This window comes from Flavobacterium sp. RSB2_4_14 (assembly GCF_051547085.1).
In the GTDB taxonomy this organism is placed as follows: domain Bacteria; phylum Bacteroidota; class Bacteroidia; order Flavobacteriales; family Flavobacteriaceae; genus Flavobacterium.
In genome coordinates, this window is record NZ_JBPTTL010000001.1 from 531,837 (window position 1) to 554,747 (window position 22,911).

Here is a 22,911-nt window from a genome sequence, read left to right on the forward strand (position 1 = left end):
TTTTATGGTTGCACAGCAAACAGGAAGATATTCAAAATACATTAGACCAATTAACATTTTATTTGATCTAATTATTATTACGGCATTAAGTTTATATTTCTTTAGAGAACTAAAACTTAATCTGTTTTATTATTTGACCTATCAAACGGTTACCTGGCTTTTTATTGCAATCATAGTTAAATATTACGAAGTTTTTAGATTTACAACTCCAGTTGAAATTATCACAAAATTGGTAAAACAATTTAGCCTTTTTTTGCTCATTGTAATCGCCTTTTTCCCTTTTGCAAAAACAGCTATTTTTAGTGGTAAAGCCATAGCAATTTACTTAACATTGAGTTTTATAATCATTGTTGGTTTTAAATATTTTCTCTTTTTTTATCTAAAAAAATATAGAATTGTAACGGGGTCTAATTTCAGAAATGCTGTGATAATTGGCTATACACCAGAAGCTATTCGGCTAAAAGAAGTTTTTGAAAACAGAAAAGATTATGGTTATCGGTTCTTTGGATTTTTTTCAGACAAAAAACAAAATCCTGAAATTTTAGGAAAAATAGAAGACATTGAAAAGTTTACACTAGAGAATAAAATTGATGAAATTTATTGTTCGTTAAATGAAATTTCAAATGAAAAACTGAAAGAATTAGTTGAATTTGCCGATGATAACAAAAAAGCTATAAAATTCATTCCAGATTCTAAAGAAATTTTTTCAAAAAACCTCAAAGTTGATTATTACGAATTATTCCCTGTATTATCACTTCAAAAAACACAATTGCACAATCCAGTTATAAAAGGGATTAAAAGAGCATTTGACATTATTTTTTCATTACTTGTTATCGTTTTACTGTTATCATGGTTAATCCCATTGCTTTCAATATTAATAAAATTGGAATCAAAAGGACCTGTTTTTTTTAAACAAGGAAGACCAGGTTTGGATGAAGAAGAATTTTTCTGCTACAAGTTTCGTTCGATGCAACTTAACGGATTTACAGAGAAAGAAGCTTCCAAAAATGACCCAAGAGTTACTAAAATGGGAAAATTTATGAGAAAAACAAGTATGGATGAATTGCCTCAATTCTTCAATGTTTTACTCGGTGACATGTCTGTTGTTGGACCAAGACCTCACTTGTGGTCGCAAAATAAAGCGTATGCCAGTAAAATTAAAAAGTACATGGTGCGTCATTATGTAAAACCCGGTATTACAGGTTTAGCACAAGTAAAAGGATTTAGAGGCGAAATAGAAACAGAAGAAGATATGGTAAATCGTATCAAGTTAGATGTTTTTTATATCGAGAACTGGTCAATGATTATGGACTTAAAAATCATTTTACAGACGGTAATCAATATTTTCAAAGGAGAAGAAAAGGCATATTAAAAAACTTCCTTTTCAATTAAGTTCTTTACTTGATTATTCAAATCAAAAGTTTTTTGTGATTGGTTAAAAATTCTTTTTTTCATTACATCCAACTCTGCTTTGGTCAACTTAGAAATATCAAGAAGCTTTTTGTTTAAATCTTTATAATTCTGCACTTCTACAACCCAACCTAGATTGTTTTCTTCCACAATATTTTCTCCTTCGCCACCACCAAAGTATACTATTGGAAATCCAAGCGAACCATATTCAAATATTTTAGAAGGAACGGAACCATAAATTCTAGTTTTCAAGGGAACAATGGCAATGTCAAAGGTTTTAAGCTTTTCATGCAATTCTTTGCGGTCTAACATTCCATGAAAGAATACTTTTTGCTCTGTTTGTAATGAAATTAGAGCTTCTATTTGATTTTTTTCTACACCATCTCCAAAGATGTGAAACTCTATATTCAATCCTTCTAATTTGATTTTTTTACACAATTCCAAAACTCCTTGGGCAATTCCTAAAAGTCCAGCATAAAAGATTTTAATTGGTTGTTTTTCGACGGTTTTCAATTCCATTGTCAAAACTTGATGATCTGGAAAGTTTCTATATAAAAAAAATTTCTTATCTGGAAAAATAGAATGTACATGAGAGATAATTTCGTTGGATTGACCTAAAATTAAAGTTGTCTTTTTATAAATAAAGCGTTCAAGAAACAATGAAATTTTATGCGAAAACGAATTTTCTTTTAATGCTTTAAGTTCAATAGCGGCTAATGGCCACAAATCAGAAACATTCAAAATTATCTTTTTGTTTTTTAATGAAAGTACAAAAACAGAAATAAAAGAAAGCAATAATGGCGGCGATTGAATTACTACTTTTTTAGGTGTTTTGTTAAACAATAAATAAAAAAACAAACTAAGCGAAAAAGACAATACTGATAGAATTCTAATGAAAATATTTTTGCTCACACTTGGATAAATCCACAACCTTTTCACCGTTATATTTTCTCTGTTTTCCGTCACCGAAAATTTTCCTTTGTATTCAGGGAATAATGCGCCTTTTGGATAATTTCCCAAAGGACAAACAACCGAAACATTATAATTATTTTGGTGCAATTTCAGTGCTAACTGCTCAATTCTATTGGCAGCAGCACCTTTTTCTGGCGGATAATAATTGGATATAATTAGAATATCTTCCATCTATTTTGAAAGCAAAATATCGATAATTCTTTCCGATGCTTTTCCGTCCCATAATTCAGGAATCTCAGCTTTTCTTAGTCCGCTTTTAAGAAATGCTCCAAATAGTTCCTTTAAATTTTCAATCGATGTTCCCACCAACGTGTTGGTTCCAATTTCAATAGTTTCTGGTCTTTCTGTTGTTGTTCTCATAGTGAAGCAAGGAATTCCTAAAACAGTCGTTTCTTCTGAAATCCCACCAGAATCAGTAATTACTGCAAAACTATTTTTAATCAAAAACATAAAGTTCAAATACCCTTGTGGCTCTACAAAAAGAATGTTTTTCAAATTCAAATTGGTTTCTCCCAAAATGGCTTTCGTTCTTGGATGAATAGGGAAAATCACTTTTTTATTTTCAACCATTTTATCAATACCTTCCAATAAATCAATCAGCGATTTTTCTTCATCAACATTGGATGGACGATGCAACGTTAAGATGATATAATTTCCAGTTTCTAAATTGAAATTATTCCAAAAACTTGGCGCCGAAATTCTGTCCAAATTTTGATATAGTGTATCAATCATTACGTTCCCAACAAAATGAACATTGGAAGATTCGACGCCATATTTCAACAAATTTTCTGATGCCGAAGTTGAGGTTGTAAAGAAATAATCGGTGATACTATCGGTCACAATTCTATTGATTTCTTCAGGCATTGTCATATCACCAGAACGAATTCCAGCCTCAACATGAACTACTTTTGTATTCATTTTTTTGGCAACAATAGCACATGCCATAGTCGAATTGACATCGCCAACCACCAAAACTAAATCACACGGATTTTGAACTAAATCTTTTTCAAAAGCAATCATAATTGCAGCAGTTTGCTCTGCTTGCGAACCACTTTTCACTTCTAAATTTGCGTTTGGATGTGGAATATTCAGTTCCTCAAAAAAAGTATCACTCAAGTTTTTGTCATAATGTTGCCCAGTATGAACCAATCGAAAAGAAATAGATTTCCCTTCGGATTGTTTTTTTTGAACCGCTTTAATAATGGGTGCGATTTTTATAAAATTAGGTCTTGCGCCTGCGATTATTGTTATTTTCATTGGTTATCCCTTAAATATGAAATAATTAATTGAGGTTTTCCTGAATTTGTAGATTTTATCTCACCTACTTCTTTAAATTTTATTTCAAAAGGCTCATTTAAACTATTTTGAATTTTTGTCATTATTTCATCTAAAATATTAGCATTAAATCCTTTATCTTTAATAAATTCAATTTCAATTCCAGACAAATTTTTTTGTATAACACAAAATTGCCTGATTTCAGGGATATGCTCAAAAATTCCCGTAAAAGAATGTACAACTAAAAAATTCCCAGAAGGGGTTTTTACAATGTCGGTATCTCGACCTATAATTTTTTGGATGATAGGTAGATTTAATTCTCTTTTTTTTGGGTAACTATCTTTGGGCAAAAGTATTGCTAAATCTCCAATTTTATATCGTATTAAAGGCATAGCATATCCATTTAAATTTGTAATTATTACATTTCCAAGATTCCCATCTTCTACTTCATTGCCTTCATCATCTAGTATTTCTATAAAAACATTGGTAGCCATTAAATACATGTATTCTAAATCTTTTTGTCCACCAATCATAAATCCTTCAGCAGAACCATAGGTTTCGTAGGTTTTGCAGAAAAACGATTCACTTATACTTTTTTTATAATGATCAAATAATTTATCACCCCAAGATATAGCCGATTTGCATTTAATTTTTAAGTTATTTTCTTCTGCAATCTTGGCAATTACATGCAATGACGAGGCATATCCAGCTAAAACATAGTTTTCATTTTTATTTATGCTTTTTAAAACCTTAATAATATCATCTTTATTGTGAGAAAAAGAGGGAATGTATTTTGTTCTAAAAAAAAAATCTTTATATTTTTTTAATCCTATTCTCTTTGGATTTATCCCTGTTTGAATTAATTTATCCCCAATAGTATATCCAGCCCAATGCCACCACAATAATTGAGTTGCTCTATTTAAAGTTTGTTCTTTTTTGCTCCAATAAATTATGGTTTGTTCGCCTGTGGATCCGCTACTACCGTTTTTTAAAAGTTTTTCTTTTGGTTGTGTTAATAGTAAGTCCGTATCCGTTTTTAATATAGATTTTGTTAATATTGGAAATTTTTTTAAGCTAGCAATAGGATTATTAACATCAATTTCAATATTTAAATTTCTGTAATAAATTGAGTTTTTTACTGAATGGTTTAATACGTTAGCCAGTTTATCTTTTTGAAGTTTTTCAATTTCAATTTCAGACAATCGCGTTTGTTTATCTAAATCACTTATTTCTTTTGTCAATGGAATGCCAAAAATAAATTCACTAATGGGAAGAATTATTAATTTTAATATTTTAGTGTAAACTTCCATTTTATATAATGTATTATCATTTAATCTAAATTTGTTTGAAAACAAGTAAACATAAAAAAAGGGCCAACAAATGTTAGCCCTTAAAAATACTATTTTATTAGTATTAATTTTTTATAATCTTTATAATTTCAGATTTATTGTCAGATTTGATTTCGAAGAAATAAATCCCAGTAGCAAAACTTGAAACATCAACCGTATTTTCAACGCCGCTATAATCTTTAGTCATCATTACTTTTCCGGTCAAATCAGTAACTTTTACATTGAAAGTATCTAGTTGTTCAGAAGAAATTGTTACAAATGAAGACGATGGATTTGGATATACTTTAAATGAATTAGCATTAAACTGATTGTTTGATAAAGTACCTGTAAATTTGAAAATACCATCTGTAAAAGGATCAGACGAAAATCCGCCACACCAACCTGTAGTAGCATTAAGGAAAGAAGATGATAATCTTTGTGCACCTGAGTCTATTGTTGTCCAAGTTGTTCCATTGTTAAGACTATAGGCAGAACCAGAACCACCACTAGTAGCTCCTGCACCTGTTGCAACAAGGATTGTAGTTCCTGGAACATAGCTAAGCAATCTGTATGTTCCTGTAAATGGTACACCAGTAGACCAAGTTGCACCTCCGTCTGAAGTAGTATAGAATGTATAAGTTGAACCTGACGTTTTTAGTAAACAACCATTGTTTACATCGCTGAACAACATTCTTCCACTTTCAGTTGTTCCAGAAAAATCTGTTAAAGGAGATTGAGTAACAGTCCATGTTAAACCCTGATCGGTAGATTTTAAAATTCTACCTTTATTAGTTGGCATCCAAACAGTATTACCTATAACTACATTTCCACCGTTATACCCATATTCTCCAGATTGTGGATTTGGAATATTTGCAGCAGGAACTAAAGTCCAATTACTACCACCATTCACAGATCTATAAATTTCAAATTCTCCAGCTGCTGGATCTCCAGCTGCAAAACCATTATTAGCATCAAAAAAATGCACGAAGTTAACAAATGATGTTCCAGAAGTGAATCCAGCAGCATTTTGTCTTTGCCAACTCGAACCACCATCTGAAGTTTTATAAATAACACTACCAAGTCCTGTTGTTCCATTTACAGCACTTACCCATGCAGTAGTTGCGTTTACAGGAGATATTCCGTTTATTCCTAGCGCAGTATCTCCAACATTAATCGTTCCTGGGTTCCACGTGGCACCACCATCAGTAGTTAATGTGAATTCTTGAACATTTGCAGCCGCAGCTGATCCATCAAAAGCCAAAGCCCATACCGTTGTTGCATCAACGATTTTAATTTCTGAAATTCCTCTGCTCACATCACTAAATCCAGTTGCTTGAGATGTCCAAGTTTGAGAGTTTGAAGAAAAGCCAAGAAATAGAAGGGAAAAAGAAAGTAATAGTTTTTTCATAATTATTAGATATTTGTTTATTTACAAAAGTAAAATAAAATTCATTATAAAATAGAATACTACTACTTTTGTATTCTTAAAAAATATAAAATGACAATTTTACTACTTGGTTCTGGAGGAAGAGAACATGCTTTAGCATGGAAAATGCTTCAAAGTTCACTCTGCACGAAGCTTTTTGTAGCTCCTGGAAATGCTGGAACTGAAACTATTGCAACCAATTTTGACCTAAATATTTTAGATTTTGAAGCTATTAAAAAAACAGTTCTTCAAGAGCGAATTGAAATGGTTGTTGTTGGACCTGAAGACCCATTAGTACATGGAATTTATGATTTCTTCAAAAATGATTCTGAATTAAACCATATTCCAGTAATTGGTCCATCCCAAAAAGGCGCACAATTGGAAGGTAGTAAAGAATTTGCCAAAGAATTTTTAGTAAGACATGCAATTCCAACAGCTGCGTATGATAGTTTTACAAAAGAAACAGTTGAAAAAGGGTGCCAGTTTTTAGAAACATTACAACCTCCATATGTTTTAAAAGCGGATGGATTAGCTGCAGGAAAAGGAGTTTTGATTATTCAGGATTTAGAAGAAGCAAAAACGGAATTACGAAACATGTTGGTTCATTCCAAATTTGGAACTGCAAGCGCTAAAGTGGTTATTGAAGAATTTCTAGACGGAATTGAACTGAGTTGTTTTGTTTTGACTGATGGCAAAAATTATAAAATTCTTCCAACTGCCAAAGATTATAAACGAATTGGTGAAGGCGATACAGGATTGAATACTGGTGGAATGGGAGCAGTTTCTCCAGTGCCTTTTGCAGATAAAATTTTATTGGATAAAATTGAAAACCGAATTGTAAAACCAACGATTGACGGTTTGCAAAAAGACGGAATTGAATACAAAGGGTTTGTTTTTATTGGTTTAATCAACGTAAAAGGTGAGCCAATTGTTATAGAATATAATGTTAGAATGGGTGATCCAGAAACAGAAGTGGTAATGCCAAGGATAAAATCGGATTTGGTGGAATTGTTTCAAGCGGTTGCCGATGAAAAATTGAATGAAGTAACTCTGGAAATTGATGAAAGAAGTGCCACAACGATAATGGTAGTTTCTGGCGGTTATCCTGAAGAGTATGAAAAAGGGAAAGTTATTTCAGGAATAGAAAACATAGAAGATTCAATAGTTTTTCATGCAGGAACAAAAATGGAAAACGGACAAATTGTGAGTAATGGCGGTAGAGTTTTAGCAGTCACTTCTTATGGAGATAATTTTAAAGAAGCCATAAAAAAATCTTACCAAAATATAGATAAACTACATTTTGATAAGATGTATTTTAGAAAAGATATTGGCAATGATTTAAAATAACTTTGCTTTTTCCCTTATGGGATTAAGGTGTTTTATTTTAAAAAAGAATGAGCCGTTGTATCTTGGTTTTCTTCGTTATTGTCTTGGTGAGATTGTAATTGTTTACACCAATACACAATATAATAGGAACATACAATCATTAATGTCCAACTTACCATGTTTGCTAACCACCAATTGCTTAATTCTAATTGACGCAAAAGGTCAAGCGGTATGAACAAGAAATCTACAAATAACGTTTGAATGCCTTCAAAAAATGCTTTCATTTTATAAAATGTTATATTTACAGCACAAATGTATAAAATATCCTCATGATTACAAGCATTTTTAAAAAATCAACTATTATAAACTATTCTTTAGTTGTAGTTTTACTATTATTGTTTTTTTTCCTTTATCAGTCAAGCCATTCGGATGCTGTAAAAGCTACGAATAGCTTTTCACAAAACACTTTATTAGCCATACTTTTAGTAGCTTCTTTTTTCTTTGTCAATTTTATTGTTAAAAAAAACGGATTAACAAAGAACAGCAGTTATGCCATATTTCTTTTTTTCTTATTTCTAATACTTTTTCCTTCAGTTTTTAATAATTCAAGCCTATTATTTGCTAATTTCTTTTTGCTTTTAGCTATCAGAAGAATGATATCATTACAAACTCTAAAATCGCCAAAAGAGAAAATATTTGACGCTTCTATATGGATTTTCATCGCCAGCTTATTTCATTTTTGGTGTATTCTTTTTATTGTTTTAGTGTATGTATCTATAATTTTTCATGCCTCTAGAGATTACAGAAATTGGTTATTACCATTTGTTGCTTTTTTTGCCACATCGGTAATATTTGTTTTTGTTGCCTTAATTTTTGACCCATCATGGATTGGTTACATTGTAAAACAAACACAAACCAATTTTCAACTTGATTATTTCACCAATAATTTTCAGAATCTAGCGTTGTCTTTTTATGCTATTATTGCTGTCTATTTTGTCTTTTCAATGATTTTTTCTATTACTAATAGACCTTTAATCCTTCAGGCATCCTATAAGAAAATGATTTTTGGATTTTTGATTGGAGTAGTCGTATTCTTAATTTCGCCAGAAAAAGATAATTCTATCTTGCTTTTCACCTTTTTTCCATTAGCCGTGATGGGAACAAACAATATCGAATACGCTCAAAACAAAATATATCAGGAAATAGTATTGTTATCAGTAATTGTGGGAAGTTTTTTTGTCTTTTTTGCGCAATTATAGCTTGATGCCATAAGCCAAGTCGCCAGCATCACCAAGACCAGGAATAATATAGTTTTTTTCGTTAAGTTTTTCGTCTAGTGCAGCAACCCAAAGATGACAGTTTTCAGGAAGATTCTTTTCTAAAAAGGCTATGCCTTCTGGCGCTGCAATTACTACAGCAATGTGAATTTCTTTTGGTTTTTGTTCCAAATGTAATTTGTGTAAAACAGCTACAATCGATTGCCCTGTGGCTAACATGGGATCAATTAAAATCAAATTTTTTCCTTCAAACGATGGTGCTGCTTGGTATTCAACCAAAATATCAAATTTATCATCATTATCATAATGATGACGATAAGCAGACACAAAACCGTTTTCGGCATCATCAAAAAAGTTCATAAATCCAGTGTGTAAAGCTAATCCAGCACGAAGAATAGAACACAAAACAACAGGTTCCGAAATAGTGGTTGTTTTTTTTATTCCAAGTGGTGTTTGAACCTCAATTTTTTTGTAATCCAAGGTTTTACTCAATTCATACGCCATTATCTCGCCGATACGTTCAATGTTTTTTCTGAAACGCATACTGTCTTTTTGAATGGTAACATCGCGAATTTCTGCTAAAAACTGATTTAGAATACTATTTTGTTCTGAAATATAATGAATGTGCATAAAGCCAAAAAATTTGTATGTTTGGGTAAAAGTATAAAAACTATCTTTGCAATAAAATTTTACTATTATGTTTTCACAGTTTGCCTTTCCAATTTTTGAACAAAGCATTAAGGATTATCACGTTATAGATGACGTATATCAACCAACCTTAAATCCTTATGAAAAAGGAACTATTGAATATTTATTGTATGCCAAAAACTGGGTAGACACAGTTCAATGGCATTATGAAGACATCATTCGTGACCCTAATATTGATCCAGTTGCCGCTTTGGTTTTAAAAAGAAAAATCGATGCTTCAAACCAAGTTCGTACAGATATGGTGGAATATATTGACAGTTATTTTCTTCAAAAACACAAGGATGTTCAAATAAAACCAAATGCTAAAATCAATACCGAAAGTCCTGCTTGGGCAATTGATCGTTTGTCAATTTTGGCTTTGAAAATTTACCATATGAGTGAAGAAGCCAATCGTGCTGAGGCTTCGGCAGAACACAGAGCCAAATGTCAAGAAAAATTAAATGTATTGTTGGACCAAAAAAACGATATGTTTATTTCCATCAACGACTTATTAACCGATATCGAAAACGGAGACAAATTCATGAAAGTGTACAAGCAAATGAAAATGTACAACGATGACGATTTGAATCCGGTGTTGTATCAGAATAAAAAATAATTCCGAAAATCTATTGTCAAACAAAATCAAACATATAGCCGTTATCCGATTGTCCGCCATGGGCGACGTTGCAATGACGGTTCCAGTAATTAGAGCATTTGTGCAACAAAACCCAAGTGTAAAAATCACGATGGTTTCACGTCCTTTTTTCCAACCTTTTTTTGATGGAATTCCCAATGTGGATTTTTTTACTTTTGATGTGAACGGAAGACACAAAGGTTTTTTGGGTTTGTTGAAATTACATTCTGATTTAAAGCAGTTAAACATTGATGCTGTTGCCGATTTACATGATGTTTTGCGTTCGAAAATTGTGCGAACTCTATTTACTTCGAGTGGAAAGGAAGTGGCGTTTACAGACAAAGGCAGAGTTGAAAAAAAAGCCTTAACTCGTGCCGAAAACAAAATCTTTCAACCCTTAAAATCAATGGTCGAGAGACATGTTGATACGTTTAAACAACTTGGTTTTTCTGTTGACATTTCTAATCCAAAATTTCCTGAGAAAGCAGTTTTATCCAATGAAATCATTCAACTTTCTGGAGAAAAACAGGATGATAAATGGATTGGAATTGCACCTTTTGCTCAATATCCAGGTAAAGTCTATCCGCTTGATTTAATGAAAAAAGTAATAGATGAATTAGCAGAAAACAATAAGTATAAAATCTTCCTTTTTGGTGGTGGAAACCAAGAAATAGAAATTCTAAATTTTTTAGCAAAAGGAAAGGATAATGCCATAAATGTTCCAGGCAAACTCACTTTCTCAAAAGAATTGGATTTAATTTCTAATCTCGATGTGATGCTTTCCATGGATAGTGGAAATGCTCATATTGCTGCGATGCTTGGAACAAAAGTCATTACGCTTTGGGGCGCAACACATCCTTTTGCCGGATTTGTACCTTTCAACCAACCTTTGGAAAATTGTTTAACTGCCGATAGAGAAAAGTATCCATTATTGCCAACTTCGGTTTATGGGAATAAAACAGTTGCAGGTTATGAAGATGCTATTCGAAGTATTTCTGTGGAAAGTGTTGTGGATAAGATTGATTTAGTTTTGAACCATTAAGAACTAAAGTTTCATTAAGTTTTGCCTTTACTTTTCTGAATTTCTTAATGGTTTAAAATAATCACAAATAAATTTTATTTATTCTGCAAATTTCTAAAATATAACTTTTTAAATTGGAAATTGTAGCTTGATAATTGGGTGCTTCATAACCAAATCGCTCGTGTTCCAATTGCTCTTTTTCAATAGCATTGCAACCTTTTATAACTTCTTTAATCATGTCGAGCATAATGAGTTCTTTGCTTTTTTCTTTTTCAAATTTCAAGTCAATTAACTCGTCTTCCAATCGTTCACAATAATCCAAAAGCTCCTGAACTTCGGGTTCATCCAAAAGGTCAGGAGCTTTTTTAAATATTTCGAGCTTGTTTCGCATTTTCAATTACAATAATCAAAATCAATTTTAAAATCTGAAAATCAAAAATCGTCAATCAACAATCTTCAATCTAAACATCATCATAATCTACATAAATCTCAGAAGATGTTGGATGAGCTTGACAGGTTAAAATTAATCCTTCTGCAATTTCACCATCGGTTAAAATAGAATTCTTTTTCATTTCGGCTGAACCGTTTGTAATTCGAGCCAAACAAGAACTACAAATACCACCTTGACAAGAATAAGGCGCATCAATACCTTGTTTTAAAGCAGCTTCGAGAACGGTTTGTTTTTGTGACATTTCAAAAGTGGTTTCTTCATCATCCACCATTATCGTGATCTTGGTATGTCCTTCTTGTGAACTTGCACTGGTATTTTCTTTTGTTGAAGTCGAGAACAACTCAAATTTGATGTTTTTATCGGCAACGTTATGTTCTTTTAAAACATTGGAAACGAGATTTATCATTTCTTCTGGTCCACACAAATAGAATTTATCAAACGTTATTTCTTTGTGTTTGTTATTCAAAACAAAGTTAACAACCGACTTATCAATTCTGCCAAAAAGGTCGTTTTCTATTTTTACTTGACTATAAACATAATGCACAAAAAAGCGTCCAACATATTTCAGTTGCAAGTCATGTAATTCGTTATGAAAAATGGTTTCCTCGACAGATTTATTGCTATAAACCAATACAAAAGTGCTTTTTGGTTCGCTTTCTAAAACCGATTTTAGAATAGACATTATTGGAGTTATTCCGCTACCAGCTGCAAAAGCCGCATAGTTTTTTTGTCTTTCACTGTTGGGTTCAAAGGTAAATCTTCCTTCTGGCGGACTTACTTCTAGAATGTCACCCACTTTTATATTTTCGTTGGCAAATTTAGAGAAATGACCATTTTTTACAGACTTGATGGCAATGCGCAGTTCATCACTATTAGGCGAAGAACAAATGGAATACGCACGACGAATTTCTTGTCCGTCTAGCGTCAATTTTAAGTTGATGTATTGACCTGCGATGAACTGATAAACTGATTTTAATTCACTAGGAATGGTAAAAGCAATAGAAACCGCATTGGGTGTTTCGTGTTTTACTTCTTTGATGTGTAATTTATAAAAGGCTGACATGAAATGATATTTTTTGCAAAGGTAACAAACGAATCACTTTTAAAGAAAAATAAAATTTATTACATAAGAATATTAGGTATATAGAAAACTTATGTATATTTGTTTTTCAAAATGATGATGACATGAAAAACTCTCAATTATACAAAGGAAGTTTAACTACGATAGTAATGAAACTATTGGAAGAAAATGGCAGAATGTATGGTTATGAAATCACCCAAAAAGTAAAGGATATTACTAAGGGTGAATTGAAAATAACCGAAGGAGCATTGTATCCTGCGTTGCATAAACTAGAAGCCGAAGGTGTACTGGAAGTAGAAATAGAAAACGTAGATAATCGTTTGAGAAAATATTATAAACTCACCGAAAAAGGCACTACCGAAACCGTTAACCGATTAGCAGAATTGGAAGAATTTATTAAGAATATGCAAAGTATTGTGAATCCTAAATTAAGTTTTTAATATGAAATTAAGTAAAGATCAAATAGAAAAACTATACGTTTTCACGCGCCAGCATTATGTTGAATATTATGATTTACAAACCGAGTTAGTCGATCATTTGGCTAATGCTATTGAAGAACAATGGCAAGAAAATCCGAAACTCTCTTTTGAACAAGCGTTGCAATTAGAATTTAAAAAATTTGGGGTTTTCGGTTTTATGGAAGTGGTGGACAAAAGAAAAGGAGCTTTGCACAGCAAATACAACAAAATGGTATTAAAAGAGCTGAAATCCTTTTTTAGCTTACCCAAAATAATAGGTACTTTTTCAAGCATCGGAATTCTTTATTATTTACTGAAATTTTTTCAAGAAGGATATGAAATAATGCAGTGGCTGATAGGATTTTTGATTGTTAGTTTTATTATTGGAATAGTCTTTTTGTTAAAAAAGCAAAAAATGGAAACCGTCAAGACTGGGAAACGATGGTTGCTGAAAGATATTATTTTTGGGTACAGTTCCGTTTCTGGTGTGCTGAATATAGTGGTTCAATTTGCTTGTCGATTAAGTGGGAATCATTATCCTGAATGGTTTTTGGCAGTTTTTAGTTTACTTTTTGTGGTGTTGTTTTTGACCTCATATATTGTCTTGATTTTAATTCCATCCAAGGCTTCTGACTATTTAAAAGAAACCTATCCAGAATATGAATTTGTAAAATAACGTGTAACATTTTTCTACTTTTAGAAACTAATTCATCAACCAAAAAAAACGCACTATGTTTAAACATTTCATTATGCTTGAGTGGAAATCATTTTTACGCTCAGCTTCTTTTGGGTCAAACCTCGCTTTGAAAATCGTCATGGGTTTGGCAGCTTTATATTTCATTGCTTGTTTTGCAATATTAGGAACTGCAGTTTTCTTTATCTTGAAAGATGAAGGATATGAACCATTAGAAACTGTAAATAAGTTTATGATTTATTATTTAGTAGTCGATTTACTTATTCGCTATTTTCTCCAAAAAATGCCAGTAATGAACATCAGACCATTATTGACATTGCCCATAAAAAAAAGTACTATCGTTCATTTTTCATTAGGAAAAACGGCGTTATCATTTTTTAATTGGACACATGCTTTTTTCTTTCTTCCTTTTACCGTTGTTTTGTTGATGAAAGGGTACGGTTATCAAGCCATATTATGGCATATTGCCATGTTTTCATTGTTTTATTTTAATAATTTCATCAATGTTCTTGTCAACAATAAAAATGTTGTTTTTTACGCCGTTTTAACCATTTTTGTTGGATTGGGATTGACACAATATTATACTATTTTTGACATTACTATTTATACACAACCTTTTTTTCAAGGACTTTATACTACCAATTATTTGTTTTTAATCCCAGTTATTTTAATGATTGCGGCCTATTATTTTTCATTCCAATATTTTAAAAATAATTTAAACCTTGATGAAGGATTGGCTAAGAAAAGCGAAGAAGCCAAAACCGAAAATTATACTTGGCTTGACCAATTTGGTAGTTTGGGAACATTTCTTAAAAACGACATTCGTTTATTAAAAAGAAACAAACGCTCTAGAACAACAGTTATTATGAGTGTGGTTTTCATTTTTTATGGCTTATTGTTTTTCACAAGTTCAATAGAAGCTTATGACAATCCTGCGATGAAAGTTTTTGCTGGCATCTTTGTTTCAGGTGGATTTTTATTCACTTTTGGTCAGTTTATCCCAAGTTGGGATAGTGCTTATTACCAATTGATGATGAGCCAAAACATTCAATACCGTGAATACATCAGTTCAAAATGGTGGTTGATGGTAATTGGCACAGTAATTTCCACACTATTAGCTTCATTTTATTTGTATTTTGGATTGCATACCTATTTAATCATTGTGGTTGCTGCTATTTTCAATATTGGTGTCAATTCACATTTGGTTATGCTTGGCGGTGCGTTTGTAAAAACACCAATTGATTTAACCACAAGCAAACAAGCTTTTGGCGACAAGCAAGCGTTTAATGTAAAAACCATGCTGATTGCTATTCCAAAAATGCTTTTACCTATGGCATTGTATGCTCTTGGTTATTTCTTATTTTCACCAAATGTTGGATTACTATTTGTAGCTGCTGCGGGAGTTTTGGGTTTTGCCTTTAGAAATTATGTTTTTACTAAAATCGAAAAAATCTACAAATCCGAAAAATACGCAACTATTGCTGCTTACAAACAAAAAAGCTAATTACTATTCAAAAACTACTAATTACTCTAAAAATGATACAAGTCAACAACCTTTCAAAAACATATACAGCAGGCAAAAAAGTGCTTAACATTGCTAACTTAGAAATTCCAAAAGGACAAAGTTTTGGGTTGGTAGGAAATAATGGCGCTGGAAAGACTACTTTTTTCAGCTTACTTTTAGATTTAATTCAACCAAGTACTGGACATATTATTAATAACACTATTCAAGTAAATACAAGCGAAGCTTGGAAACCTTTCACTGCCGCTTTTATTGATGAGAGCTTTTTGATTGGTTATTTAACTGCCGAAGAATATTTTTATTTCATAGGTGAATTACGCGGACAAAACAAAGCCGACGTAGATGCTTTACTTAATAAGCACGTAGAGTTTTTCAACGGTGAAATTTTAAACAGCAAAAAATACCTTCGTGATTTATCCAAAGGAAATATGAAAAAAGTAGGCATCATCGCTACTTTAATAGGAAATCCAGAAGTGATAATCCTCGACGAACCATTTGCTAATTTAGATCCAACTACAGTGAACAGATTGAAAAAAATCATCAAAGAATTAGCCGATAATCCTGAGGTTACCGTTTTAGTTTCTAGCCACGATTTAGTGCACACAGTTGAGGTTTGTAATCGTATTGTAGCATTGCATCTTGGTGAAGTAGTGAAAGATATTCAAACATCACCAGAAACATTAAAAGAATTGGAAGCATTTTTTGCCGTGTAATTTTTTGCCATATCAAAAAGAAACGTATTTTTACCCGTTAGTTATACTATTTATAACTTTTTCACGTTATTATAAAAACGTTTTGCTTTGAAAACCAATACTATTAAATATTTAATTTTTACGGGATTACTTGTTTTTTTGATAGCCTGTTCTACCAAGAAAAACACATTTCTGTCTAGAAATTCTCATGCATTGAGTACCAAGGACAATATTTTGTATAATGGAGGAATGGCGCTAGACAAAGGAATTGAAGACGTAAAACTAGGAAATATTGATAATTTTTGGGAACGTCTTCCAGTAGAAAGAATGCAAATAAAAGAAGATGTAATGTTGCCTGGCGATACTAAAAATGCCAATTTTGAAAGAGCCGAAACCAAGGCAACCAAAGCAATCCAAAAACACTCCATGTACATTGAGGGATCAGAAAAAAATCCTCAAATGGACGAAGCGCATTTACTTTTAGGAAAATCTAGATATTATGACCAACGATTTGTGCCTGCGCTTGAGGCATTCAATTATGTACTTTACAAATATCCAAGTAGCGATAAAATTTATGAAGTTAAAATTTGGAGAGAAAAAACCAATATGCGCCTTGAAAATGATGCCATAGCCGTTAATAATCTTACTAAATTATTGAAAGAAATAAAATTTAAAGATCAAATTTTTGCCGATGCCAATGCTACTTTAGCACAAGCTTTTTTAAATCTTGAAGAAAAAGACAGTGCTGTTTCCAAACTAAAAATCGCTATTGAATATACTAAATCAAACGAAGAAAAATCGAGATATAAATTTATTCTGGGACAACTTTTTGAAGAGTTAAAACAAAAAGATAGTGCTTTGGCAATGTATCAATCAATAATTGATATGAAACGAAAAGCAGGAAGAGAATATGTGATCCATTCCCATATTCGTCGTGCAGAATATTTTGATTATGAGCATGGCGATACATTAGCTTTTATTAACAAATACAATGAACTTTTAAAAGATAGAGAGAACAGACCATTCCTTGATGTTTTAGATCACCAGATGGCATTGTTTTATGACAGAAAGAAAAACTACAAAGAAGCAAAGGCATTTTATAATTATTCTTTAGGAGATAAATCTAGAGATCCATATCTCGTGGCTTCTAATTATAGAAACTTAGCCGATATACATTTCAATTCTGCAGAATATGTTACTGCCGGGAAATATTATGATAGCACTTTGGTGCAATTAAAACCAAGAACTCGAGAATATAATTTAATAAAAAAGAAAAGAGAAAATCTTGAAGATGTCATCAAATACGAAGGAATTGCGCAAAGAAATGACAGTATTATTTCTTTGTATGGCATGTCAGATAGTGCCAAAAGAATATATTTTGAAAACTATATTTTAGACTTAAAACAGCAAGAAGAAAAACTTCAAATGATAGCCGAAAAAGAAGCTATTATAAAAGAAAATCAAGAAAAAAACGATGGTCAAATAGACTCGAATATTAGTTCCAGCAAAAACAAACCTAATACAACATTACCACCAGTTAGCAAACCGTCTTCGGGAAGTGGAGGAGATTTTTATTTTTACAATCCAACCACAGTTGCCTACGGAAAAAAAGAATTCTTGAAAAACTGGGGAAAACGTTCATTACAAGATAATTGGAGGGTTTCGTCAATGTCTAGCAAAACAAATGAAGACATAGCTTTTGAACAAGAAGACAAAAAAGGAGGAAAAACAGAAAAGGACTCAGTAGTTGTTGACGAAAGATTTTCTGCCGACTTTTATATCAGTCAAATTCCGACTTCTCAAACCGTAATCGATAGTTTGAGCAAAGAAAGAAATTTTGCCTATTATCAACTGGGTGTTATTTACAAAGAGAAGTTCAAAGAATACCAACTAGCGGCTAATAAATTAGAACGATTATTGGATTTCAATCCAGAAGAACGATTGGTTTTGCCTTCAATGTATAACTTGTATAAGATTTATGAAATTATTGATAAAGGCAAAGCGGAAGAAATGAAATCAAGAATCATTTCAGAATATCCAAATTCGAGATACGCTCAGATTTTGAACAATCCAGAAAATGAAATTGCAGACTCAAGTGATTCCCCAAAAGCAGTTTATGAAAGCACCTATAAGAAATATCAAAATGGCGAATTCAAAGAAGTATTAACAGCAACAGAACAAGCAATTGATAGATTTGCGGGTGATGAAATTGTGCCAAAATTTGAATTGCTTAAAGCTAATGTTGTTGGAAAATTAAGCGGACTTGACGAATATGCCAAAGCATTAAATTTTGTTTCGCTCAATTATCCAAACAGCGAAGAAGGTAAAAGAGCCGAAAAACAACTGAATGTTGATATTCCAAAACTAATGGCTTTGCAATTATCAAAAAACGATTCTAAAAATTGGAAAATTCTTTACAGCACAAAAGATTTTGAGGACAAAAACACTAAAATTCTCCGTGATAAAATCAAAAAATTCATTGCCGATAGAAGTTTAAATAAACTTTCCGTATCCCTTGATATTTATACCATGACGGACAATTTTGTGGTTATTCACGGAATAAATTCAGAAGATTTGGCCAAAGGAATTGTTTCAATATTAAAAGACTACAAGGATTATAAAGTGCAAGAAAAAGCCATAATTATTTCAGCGGAAAATTATACAATTGTTCAAATCAAAAAGAATTTAGACGAATTCTTAGCCGGTAATTTAGCAGACAATCCGCCACCACCAAACTGGGATGGCACTATTGAAAAAGCACCTGTTGCTCAACAAGAAAAACCAGCACAAAACCAAGAGCAAACACCAGCTAATAATTCAAAAAAACAAGATATTAATCAACCAAAAAATCCACAAAAAGGGATGGAAGAAAACGATAGTCAATTCGGTTTACCACCATCACCTCAAATGGATAAACCTGGTAAAAAATGATAAATCATGTTTGAAAAAAGCCCAAAATCCTATACCGATTTATTAGGTAAAACAAACAGAATTGTTGAAGGAACTTCTATAAAAGGAGATATTGTTTCTCCTGCAGATTTTCGTTTAGATGGCCATTTAGTTGGAAATTTTCATTCGAAAGGGAAAATAGTGATTGGTCCTGCAGGCAGTGTAACAGGTGATATTATTTGCAAAAATGCCGATATCGAAGGTAAGTTTCATGGTAAAATTCAAGTTCAGGAAATACTAAACATAAAGTCAAAAGCTCACATTCAAGGTGAAGTAATTTGTGGCAAACTTTCAGTAGAACCAGGTGCTGAATTTAGCGCTTCTTGTGTGATGAAACCTCATGTAAAAAACATGATTACCAATGAACAATCCACAGAAGAAAAAACAGCGTAACAAATGGTTGACTCTCATAAACATTCCAATCCAAATGGGAGTTATAGTTTTTTTGTTTGCCTATTTTGGCCGATGGCTTGACGAGAAATATTCCAATCCTCACCGATTATATGTCAAAACTTTAACCCTTCTTGGCGTAGCTATAGCTTTCTACAACATCAACCGTCAGTTGAAAGAAATTAACAAATCAGATAACGAATAGTATGAACTTAGAAAAATTCAAAACCATTTTCACTCTTTTAATATTAGGGATAATAGGTTTTATAATTCACAAATTATTGTTTCATTTTTTTGCTCTCGAAAAATATGAAGTAGATTTCGTTTACTCAATTTCTTTGCTGTATTTGTTCTTCTTTTTCTTTTCTACATTGCTTATTTTAATTTTAGATAAAGTCAAACAAAACAACATCAATTCGGTGGGATATACTTTTTTACTGATCACTTCATTAAAGATGGTTTTAGCGTATGTTTTTTTAAGACCCATTTTGAATTTAAATCTTCCTAAAACACCAACAGAAAAAATGAGTTTTTTTATTATATTTATTTACTTTTTGACAATAGAAACGTTGGTAACCATCAGAATTTTAAATAATAAGCAATAAATCGTTCTTAAATTGATAATTCTGTCAAAAAAAATAAAACATATACTTTTTAATATTAATTAATATTGTACTTTTGCACCAAATTTGAAAAAAGTTAATTTAAGTTAATTGTCAGATATGGTGATTTCAAAAAAACCACTCCACTTTATTGTAGCAACTTTAGTTGCGTGTTTGCCTTTATTTAGTTTTGCTAACCCAACTGTTGATACTGTAAAAGTTTCTACCGAAACAGAAGTAAAAACTAAAGAAACGCATGAAGTTCCTCAAAATTTATCTGAAGAAGAAAAAGCCGCGTTAGAGCGTAAAAATTATGTGAAACATCACTTGTTAGACTCTCACGACTTCACTTTTTTCACTTATGGCAAAGAAGAAGAGCATTTAACACATGTTGGTTTTTCATTACCAGTAATTCTATGGGATAATGGTATTCATTTCTTCTCTTCTTCAAAATTTGAACACGGCGAAGCAGTTGCTGAGTCAAACGGAAACTTCTACAAAATAAATCACCACGACGGAAAAGTTTATAAAACAGACTCAGCAGGAACTTTTACTGAAGATGAAAAAGGACATGTGACCAATGCAAAACCACTTGACTTTTCAATCACTAAAAACGTTTTAATGATACTTATCGTTGGTTTGATAATGTTATCCTTATTTGCAGGTTTAGGGAAATCATACAAGAAAAATGGTTCTATTGCTAAAGGCGCTGGAAGATTTTTCGAACCAATTATTTTATACATCAGAGACGATATTGCTATCCCAAATATTGGAGAGAAGCATTATAAAAAATACATGAGCTTTTTATTGACCACTTTTTTCTTTATTTGGTTTTTAAATATGTTCGGATTAACGCCGCTAGGAGTAAACGTTACAGGTAACATTGCTTTTACAGCTGCATTAGCTATCATAACTTATTTGATTACAACCTTTACAGCAAAGAAAGATTATTGGGGACACATTTTCTGGATGCCAGGAGTGCCAGTTCCAATGAAATTTATTCTAGCTCCAATAGAATTATTGGGAACTATTATTAAACCATTTTCATTAATGATTCGTTTGTATGCAAATATGGTAGCTGGACATATTGTATTAATGAGTTTAATTGCTTTGATGTACACATTTAACAGCCCAATTGGAAGTCCATTATCGTTCTTCTTAGCGTTTGTATTGTCATTACTTGAAGTTTTAGTTGCCTTGTTACAAGCCTATATTTTCACGATGTTAGCAGCACTATATTTTGGTTCGGCTGTTGAAGAACATCACCATGAGGAAGCTCATCACTAAGATTTAAGATTGTAAATGGCTGATTTGAGAATGCAAATATTAAATTCTTAAATCATTAATCTTCAATCTACAATAAATTGAATGTTTAATTAAATATATATATACATTATGGAAATTCCTAAAATTATTGGAGCTGGATTAGTAGTTATCGGAGCAGGTATTGGTATTGGTAGAATCGGTGGTTCTGCAATGGATGCTATTGCTCGTCAACCAGAAGCTACTGGAAAAATCCAAACAGCTATGCTTATTGCTGCTGCGCTTATTGAAGGTATTGGTTTCGCTGCTTTATTTGCAGTTTAATCAAAAATTTTTAACAAAAGCTATAACGGTTGGTTGTAGCTTTTGTTTACTATTAAACAGAATTTTAATTTAAGATATAATATAATGGAAGAATTATTTGGACAGTTTTCATTAGGTTTGTTTATCATGCAAACAGTTTTGTTTCTTGCACTTGTTTTCCTATTGAAAAAATTTGCTTGGAAACCAATTCTTGATGCCGTTAACGAAAGAGAAGAAGGTATAAAAGATGCTTTACTTTCGGCAGAAAATGCAAAGAGAGAAATGCAAAACTTGAAATCAGACAATGAAAAATTATTGGCTGATGCAAGATTAGAGCGCGATAGTATGATGAAAGAAGCTCGTGAAATCAAAGATAAAATGATTAACGATGCCAAAACAGAAGCACAAACAGCAGGACAAAAAATGATTGAGCAAGCAAAAGCTTCAATCCAAAGCGAAAAAAATGCTGCTATGGCTGAATTGAAAGCTCAAGTTTCAACTTTGTCACTAGACATCGCAGAAAAATTATTAAAAGACGAATTATCTAACAAAGAATCTCAAACCAAATTGGTTGAGAAAATGTTAGGTGATGTTAAATTAAATTAATCGGTATGTCAAGAGCTGCGATTAGATACGCGAAAGCAATTTTAGAAATTTCCGTTTCCAATGGGAATGCAAATAAAGTAAACGAAGATATGGTATCTATCGTTGCTTCAATTGCTGGTAGCGCAGAACTGATAGATTTTTTATCAAGTCCAATTATTTCATCTGAAGTGAAAATGAATGCACTTTCAGAAGTTTTTGTTGCTGTTCAATCCGAAACCAAATCACTTTTCAGATTGTTACACGAAAACAAAAGATTTGAAATTTTAGCTGAAATTGCATCACAGTTCAATACTTTGTTTGATCAAATGAATAACGTTGAGGTTGCAAAAGTTACTACAGCTTTTCCAATCACAGCCGATTTAGAAAGTAAAGTATTAGCCAAAATTGCTACAATTTCAGATAAAAAAATAACTATTGAAAACATAGTAGATCCAAAAATTATTGGTGGATTTATTTTAAGAATAGGCGATAAGCAATACAATGCTTCTGTGGCAAACAGATTGCAAGAATTAAAAAGAGAGTTTAGTAATTAAATTACCATTAA

24 protein-coding genes are annotated in these 22,911 nt (G+C 31.9%); 16 read left to right on the forward strand and 8 right to left on the reverse strand.

Features of this window, described 5'->3' with window-relative positions; all coding sequences use genetic code 11:
* The first annotated feature begins 4 nt into the window (after positions 1 to 4).
* Positions 5 to 1,372: an undecaprenyl-phosphate glucose phosphotransferase gene (locus ACSVH2_RS02435; protein WP_438091573.1), complete on the forward strand. Its 1,368-nt coding sequence runs from the start codon at positions 5 to 7 to the stop codon at positions 1,370 to 1,372.
* On the opposite strand, the gene ACSVH2_RS02440 is transcribed toward ACSVH2_RS02435, so the two are convergent.
* From ACSVH2_RS02440 to ACSVH2_RS02455, 4 genes are all read right to left on the reverse strand, one after another.
* A complete protein-coding gene (locus tag ACSVH2_RS02440; RefSeq protein WP_438091574.1) occupies positions 1,369 to 2,553 on the reverse strand; it encodes a glycosyltransferase family 4 protein in 1,185 nt (394 codons plus the stop codon). The two genes, ACSVH2_RS02435 and ACSVH2_RS02440, sit on opposite strands and share 4 nt — an antisense overlap.
* Positions 2,554 to 3,639, reverse strand: a complete 1,086-nt coding sequence (gene wecB / locus ACSVH2_RS02445) for a non-hydrolyzing UDP-N-acetylglucosamine 2-epimerase (protein ID WP_438091575.1) — start codon at positions 3,637 to 3,639, stop codon at positions 2,554 to 2,556.
* Entirely contained in the window at positions 3,636 to 4,967 is a 1,332-nt protein-coding gene (locus ACSVH2_RS02450; RefSeq protein WP_438091576.1) for a hypothetical protein, read from the reverse strand. The genes wecB and ACSVH2_RS02450 overlap by 4 nt, the downstream gene beginning before the upstream one ends.
* Positions 4,968 to 5,070: 103 nt before the next feature.
* Positions 5,071 to 6,393 carry a T9SS type A sorting domain-containing protein gene (locus tag ACSVH2_RS02455; RefSeq protein WP_438091577.1) on the reverse strand — a complete coding sequence of 441 codons (1,323 nt, stop codon included), beginning with the start codon at positions 6,391 to 6,393 and terminating at the stop codon, positions 5,071 to 5,073.
* Positions 6,394 to 6,483: 90 nt separating this feature from the next.
* Between ACSVH2_RS02455 and purD the strand changes: the two genes are divergently transcribed.
* Entirely contained in the window at positions 6,484 to 7,758 is a 1,275-nt protein-coding gene (gene purD, locus ACSVH2_RS02460; RefSeq protein ID WP_438091578.1) for a phosphoribosylamine--glycine ligase, read from the forward strand.
* A 32-nt stretch (positions 7,759 to 7,790) separates the two neighbouring features.
* Here purD and ACSVH2_RS02465 read toward each other — a convergent pair whose 3' ends face one another.
* Positions 7,791 to 8,021, reverse strand: coding sequence for a DUF6341 family protein (locus tag ACSVH2_RS02465; protein WP_438091579.1), 231 nt, complete (start codon positions 8,019 to 8,021; stop codon positions 7,791 to 7,793).
* 45 nt (positions 8,022 to 8,066) lie between these two features.
* On the opposite strand from ACSVH2_RS02465, the gene ACSVH2_RS02470 reads away from it, so the two are divergent.
* Entirely contained in the window at positions 8,067 to 8,996 is a 930-nt protein-coding gene (locus tag ACSVH2_RS02470) for a DUF6427 family protein (protein ID WP_438091580.1), read from the forward strand.
* Here the strand turns inward: ACSVH2_RS02470 and upp are convergent.
* The gene (upp, locus tag ACSVH2_RS02475) at positions 8,991 to 9,644 is read right to left on the reverse strand and encodes a uracil phosphoribosyltransferase (RefSeq protein WP_438091581.1); all 654 of its coding nucleotides are present in this window, start codon (positions 9,642 to 9,644) and stop codon (positions 8,991 to 8,993) included. The two genes, ACSVH2_RS02470 and upp, sit on opposite strands and share 6 nt — an antisense overlap.
* Positions 9,645 to 9,711: 67 nt before the next feature.
* Here upp and ACSVH2_RS02480 point away from each other — a divergent pair, with 67 nt between their 5' ends.
* A complete protein-coding gene (locus ACSVH2_RS02480; RefSeq protein ID WP_438091582.1) occupies positions 9,712 to 10,317 on the forward strand; it encodes a DUF4254 domain-containing protein in 606 nt (201 codons plus the stop codon).
* Between the two features lie 58 nt (positions 10,318 to 10,375).
* A complete protein-coding gene (locus ACSVH2_RS02485; RefSeq protein WP_438092248.1) occupies positions 10,376 to 11,377 on the forward strand; it encodes a glycosyltransferase family 9 protein in 1,002 nt (333 codons plus the stop codon).
* Positions 11,378 to 11,438: 61 nt separating this feature from the next.
* On the opposite strand, the gene ACSVH2_RS02490 is transcribed toward ACSVH2_RS02485, so the two are convergent.
* Together ACSVH2_RS02490 and ACSVH2_RS02495 are read right to left on the reverse strand one after the other, a co-directional pair.
* Positions 11,439 to 11,747 (reverse strand): hypothetical protein, encoded by a 309-nt coding sequence (locus ACSVH2_RS02490; protein WP_438091583.1) that lies wholly within the window; start codon positions 11,745 to 11,747, stop codon positions 11,439 to 11,441.
* 70 nt (positions 11,748 to 11,817) lie between these two features.
* Positions 11,818 to 12,870 carry a 2Fe-2S iron-sulfur cluster-binding protein gene (locus tag ACSVH2_RS02495; protein ID WP_438091584.1) on the reverse strand — a complete coding sequence of 351 codons (1,053 nt, stop codon included), beginning with the start codon at positions 12,868 to 12,870 and terminating at the stop codon, positions 11,818 to 11,820.
* Positions 12,871 to 12,992: 122 nt separating this feature from the next.
* Here ACSVH2_RS02495 and ACSVH2_RS02500 point away from each other — a divergent pair, with 122 nt between their 5' ends.
* The 11 genes from ACSVH2_RS02500 to atpH all read left to right on the forward strand — a co-directional run bounded on the left by ACSVH2_RS02500 (position 12,993) and on the right by atpH (position 22,900).
* Positions 12,993 to 13,328, forward strand: a complete 336-nt coding sequence (locus tag ACSVH2_RS02500; RefSeq protein ID WP_438091585.1) for a PadR family transcriptional regulator — start codon at positions 12,993 to 12,995, stop codon at positions 13,326 to 13,328.
* 1 nt (position 13,329) lies between these two features.
* Positions 13,330 to 14,022: a hypothetical protein gene (locus tag ACSVH2_RS02505; RefSeq protein WP_438091586.1), complete on the forward strand. Its 693-nt coding sequence runs from the start codon at positions 13,330 to 13,332 to the stop codon at positions 14,020 to 14,022.
* A 55-nt stretch (positions 14,023 to 14,077) separates the two neighbouring features.
* On the forward strand, positions 14,078 to 15,544 hold the full coding sequence (locus ACSVH2_RS02510; RefSeq protein WP_438091587.1) for a DUF5687 family protein: 1,467 nt from the start codon (positions 14,078 to 14,080) through the stop codon (positions 15,542 to 15,544).
* 32 nt (positions 15,545 to 15,576) lie between these two features.
* The gene (locus ACSVH2_RS02515) at positions 15,577 to 16,275 is read left to right on the forward strand and encodes an ABC transporter ATP-binding protein (RefSeq protein ID WP_438091588.1); all 699 of its coding nucleotides are present in this window, start codon (positions 15,577 to 15,579) and stop codon (positions 16,273 to 16,275) included.
* A gap of 87 nt (positions 16,276 to 16,362) precedes the next feature.
* Complete coding sequence (locus tag ACSVH2_RS02520; protein WP_438091589.1) at positions 16,363 to 19,185, forward strand: tetratricopeptide repeat protein; 2,823 nt, start codon at positions 16,363 to 16,365, stop codon at positions 19,183 to 19,185.
* A 6-nt stretch (positions 19,186 to 19,191) separates the two neighbouring features.
* Entirely contained in the window at positions 19,192 to 19,596 is a 405-nt protein-coding gene (locus tag ACSVH2_RS02525; RefSeq protein ID WP_438091590.1) for a bactofilin family protein, read from the forward strand.
* On the forward strand, positions 19,565 to 19,798 hold the full coding sequence (locus tag ACSVH2_RS02530; RefSeq protein WP_438091591.1) for an AtpZ/AtpI family protein: 234 nt from the start codon (positions 19,565 to 19,567) through the stop codon (positions 19,796 to 19,798). Before ACSVH2_RS02525 ends, ACSVH2_RS02530 begins: the two co-directional genes overlap by 32 nt.
* 517 nt (positions 19,799 to 20,315) lie before the next feature.
* Positions 20,316 to 21,482, forward strand: a complete 1,167-nt coding sequence (gene atpB / locus ACSVH2_RS02535) for a F0F1 ATP synthase subunit A (RefSeq protein ID WP_438091592.1) — start codon at positions 20,316 to 20,318, stop codon at positions 21,480 to 21,482.
* Positions 21,483 to 21,590: 108 nt separating this feature from the next.
* Positions 21,591 to 21,782: an ATP synthase F0 subunit C gene (gene atpE, locus ACSVH2_RS02540; protein ID WP_171221220.1), complete on the forward strand. Its 192-nt coding sequence runs from the start codon at positions 21,591 to 21,593 to the stop codon at positions 21,780 to 21,782.
* Positions 21,783 to 21,866: 84 nt separating this feature from the next.
* Complete coding sequence (locus ACSVH2_RS02545) at positions 21,867 to 22,367, forward strand: F0F1 ATP synthase subunit B (protein ID WP_438091593.1); 501 nt, start codon at positions 21,867 to 21,869, stop codon at positions 22,365 to 22,367.
* Complete coding sequence (gene atpH, locus ACSVH2_RS02550; protein ID WP_438092249.1) at positions 22,367 to 22,900, forward strand: ATP synthase F1 subunit delta; 534 nt, start codon at positions 22,367 to 22,369, stop codon at positions 22,898 to 22,900. Before ACSVH2_RS02545 ends, atpH begins: the two co-directional genes overlap by 1 nt.
* The last annotated feature ends 11 nt before the right edge of the window (positions 22,901 to 22,911 follow it).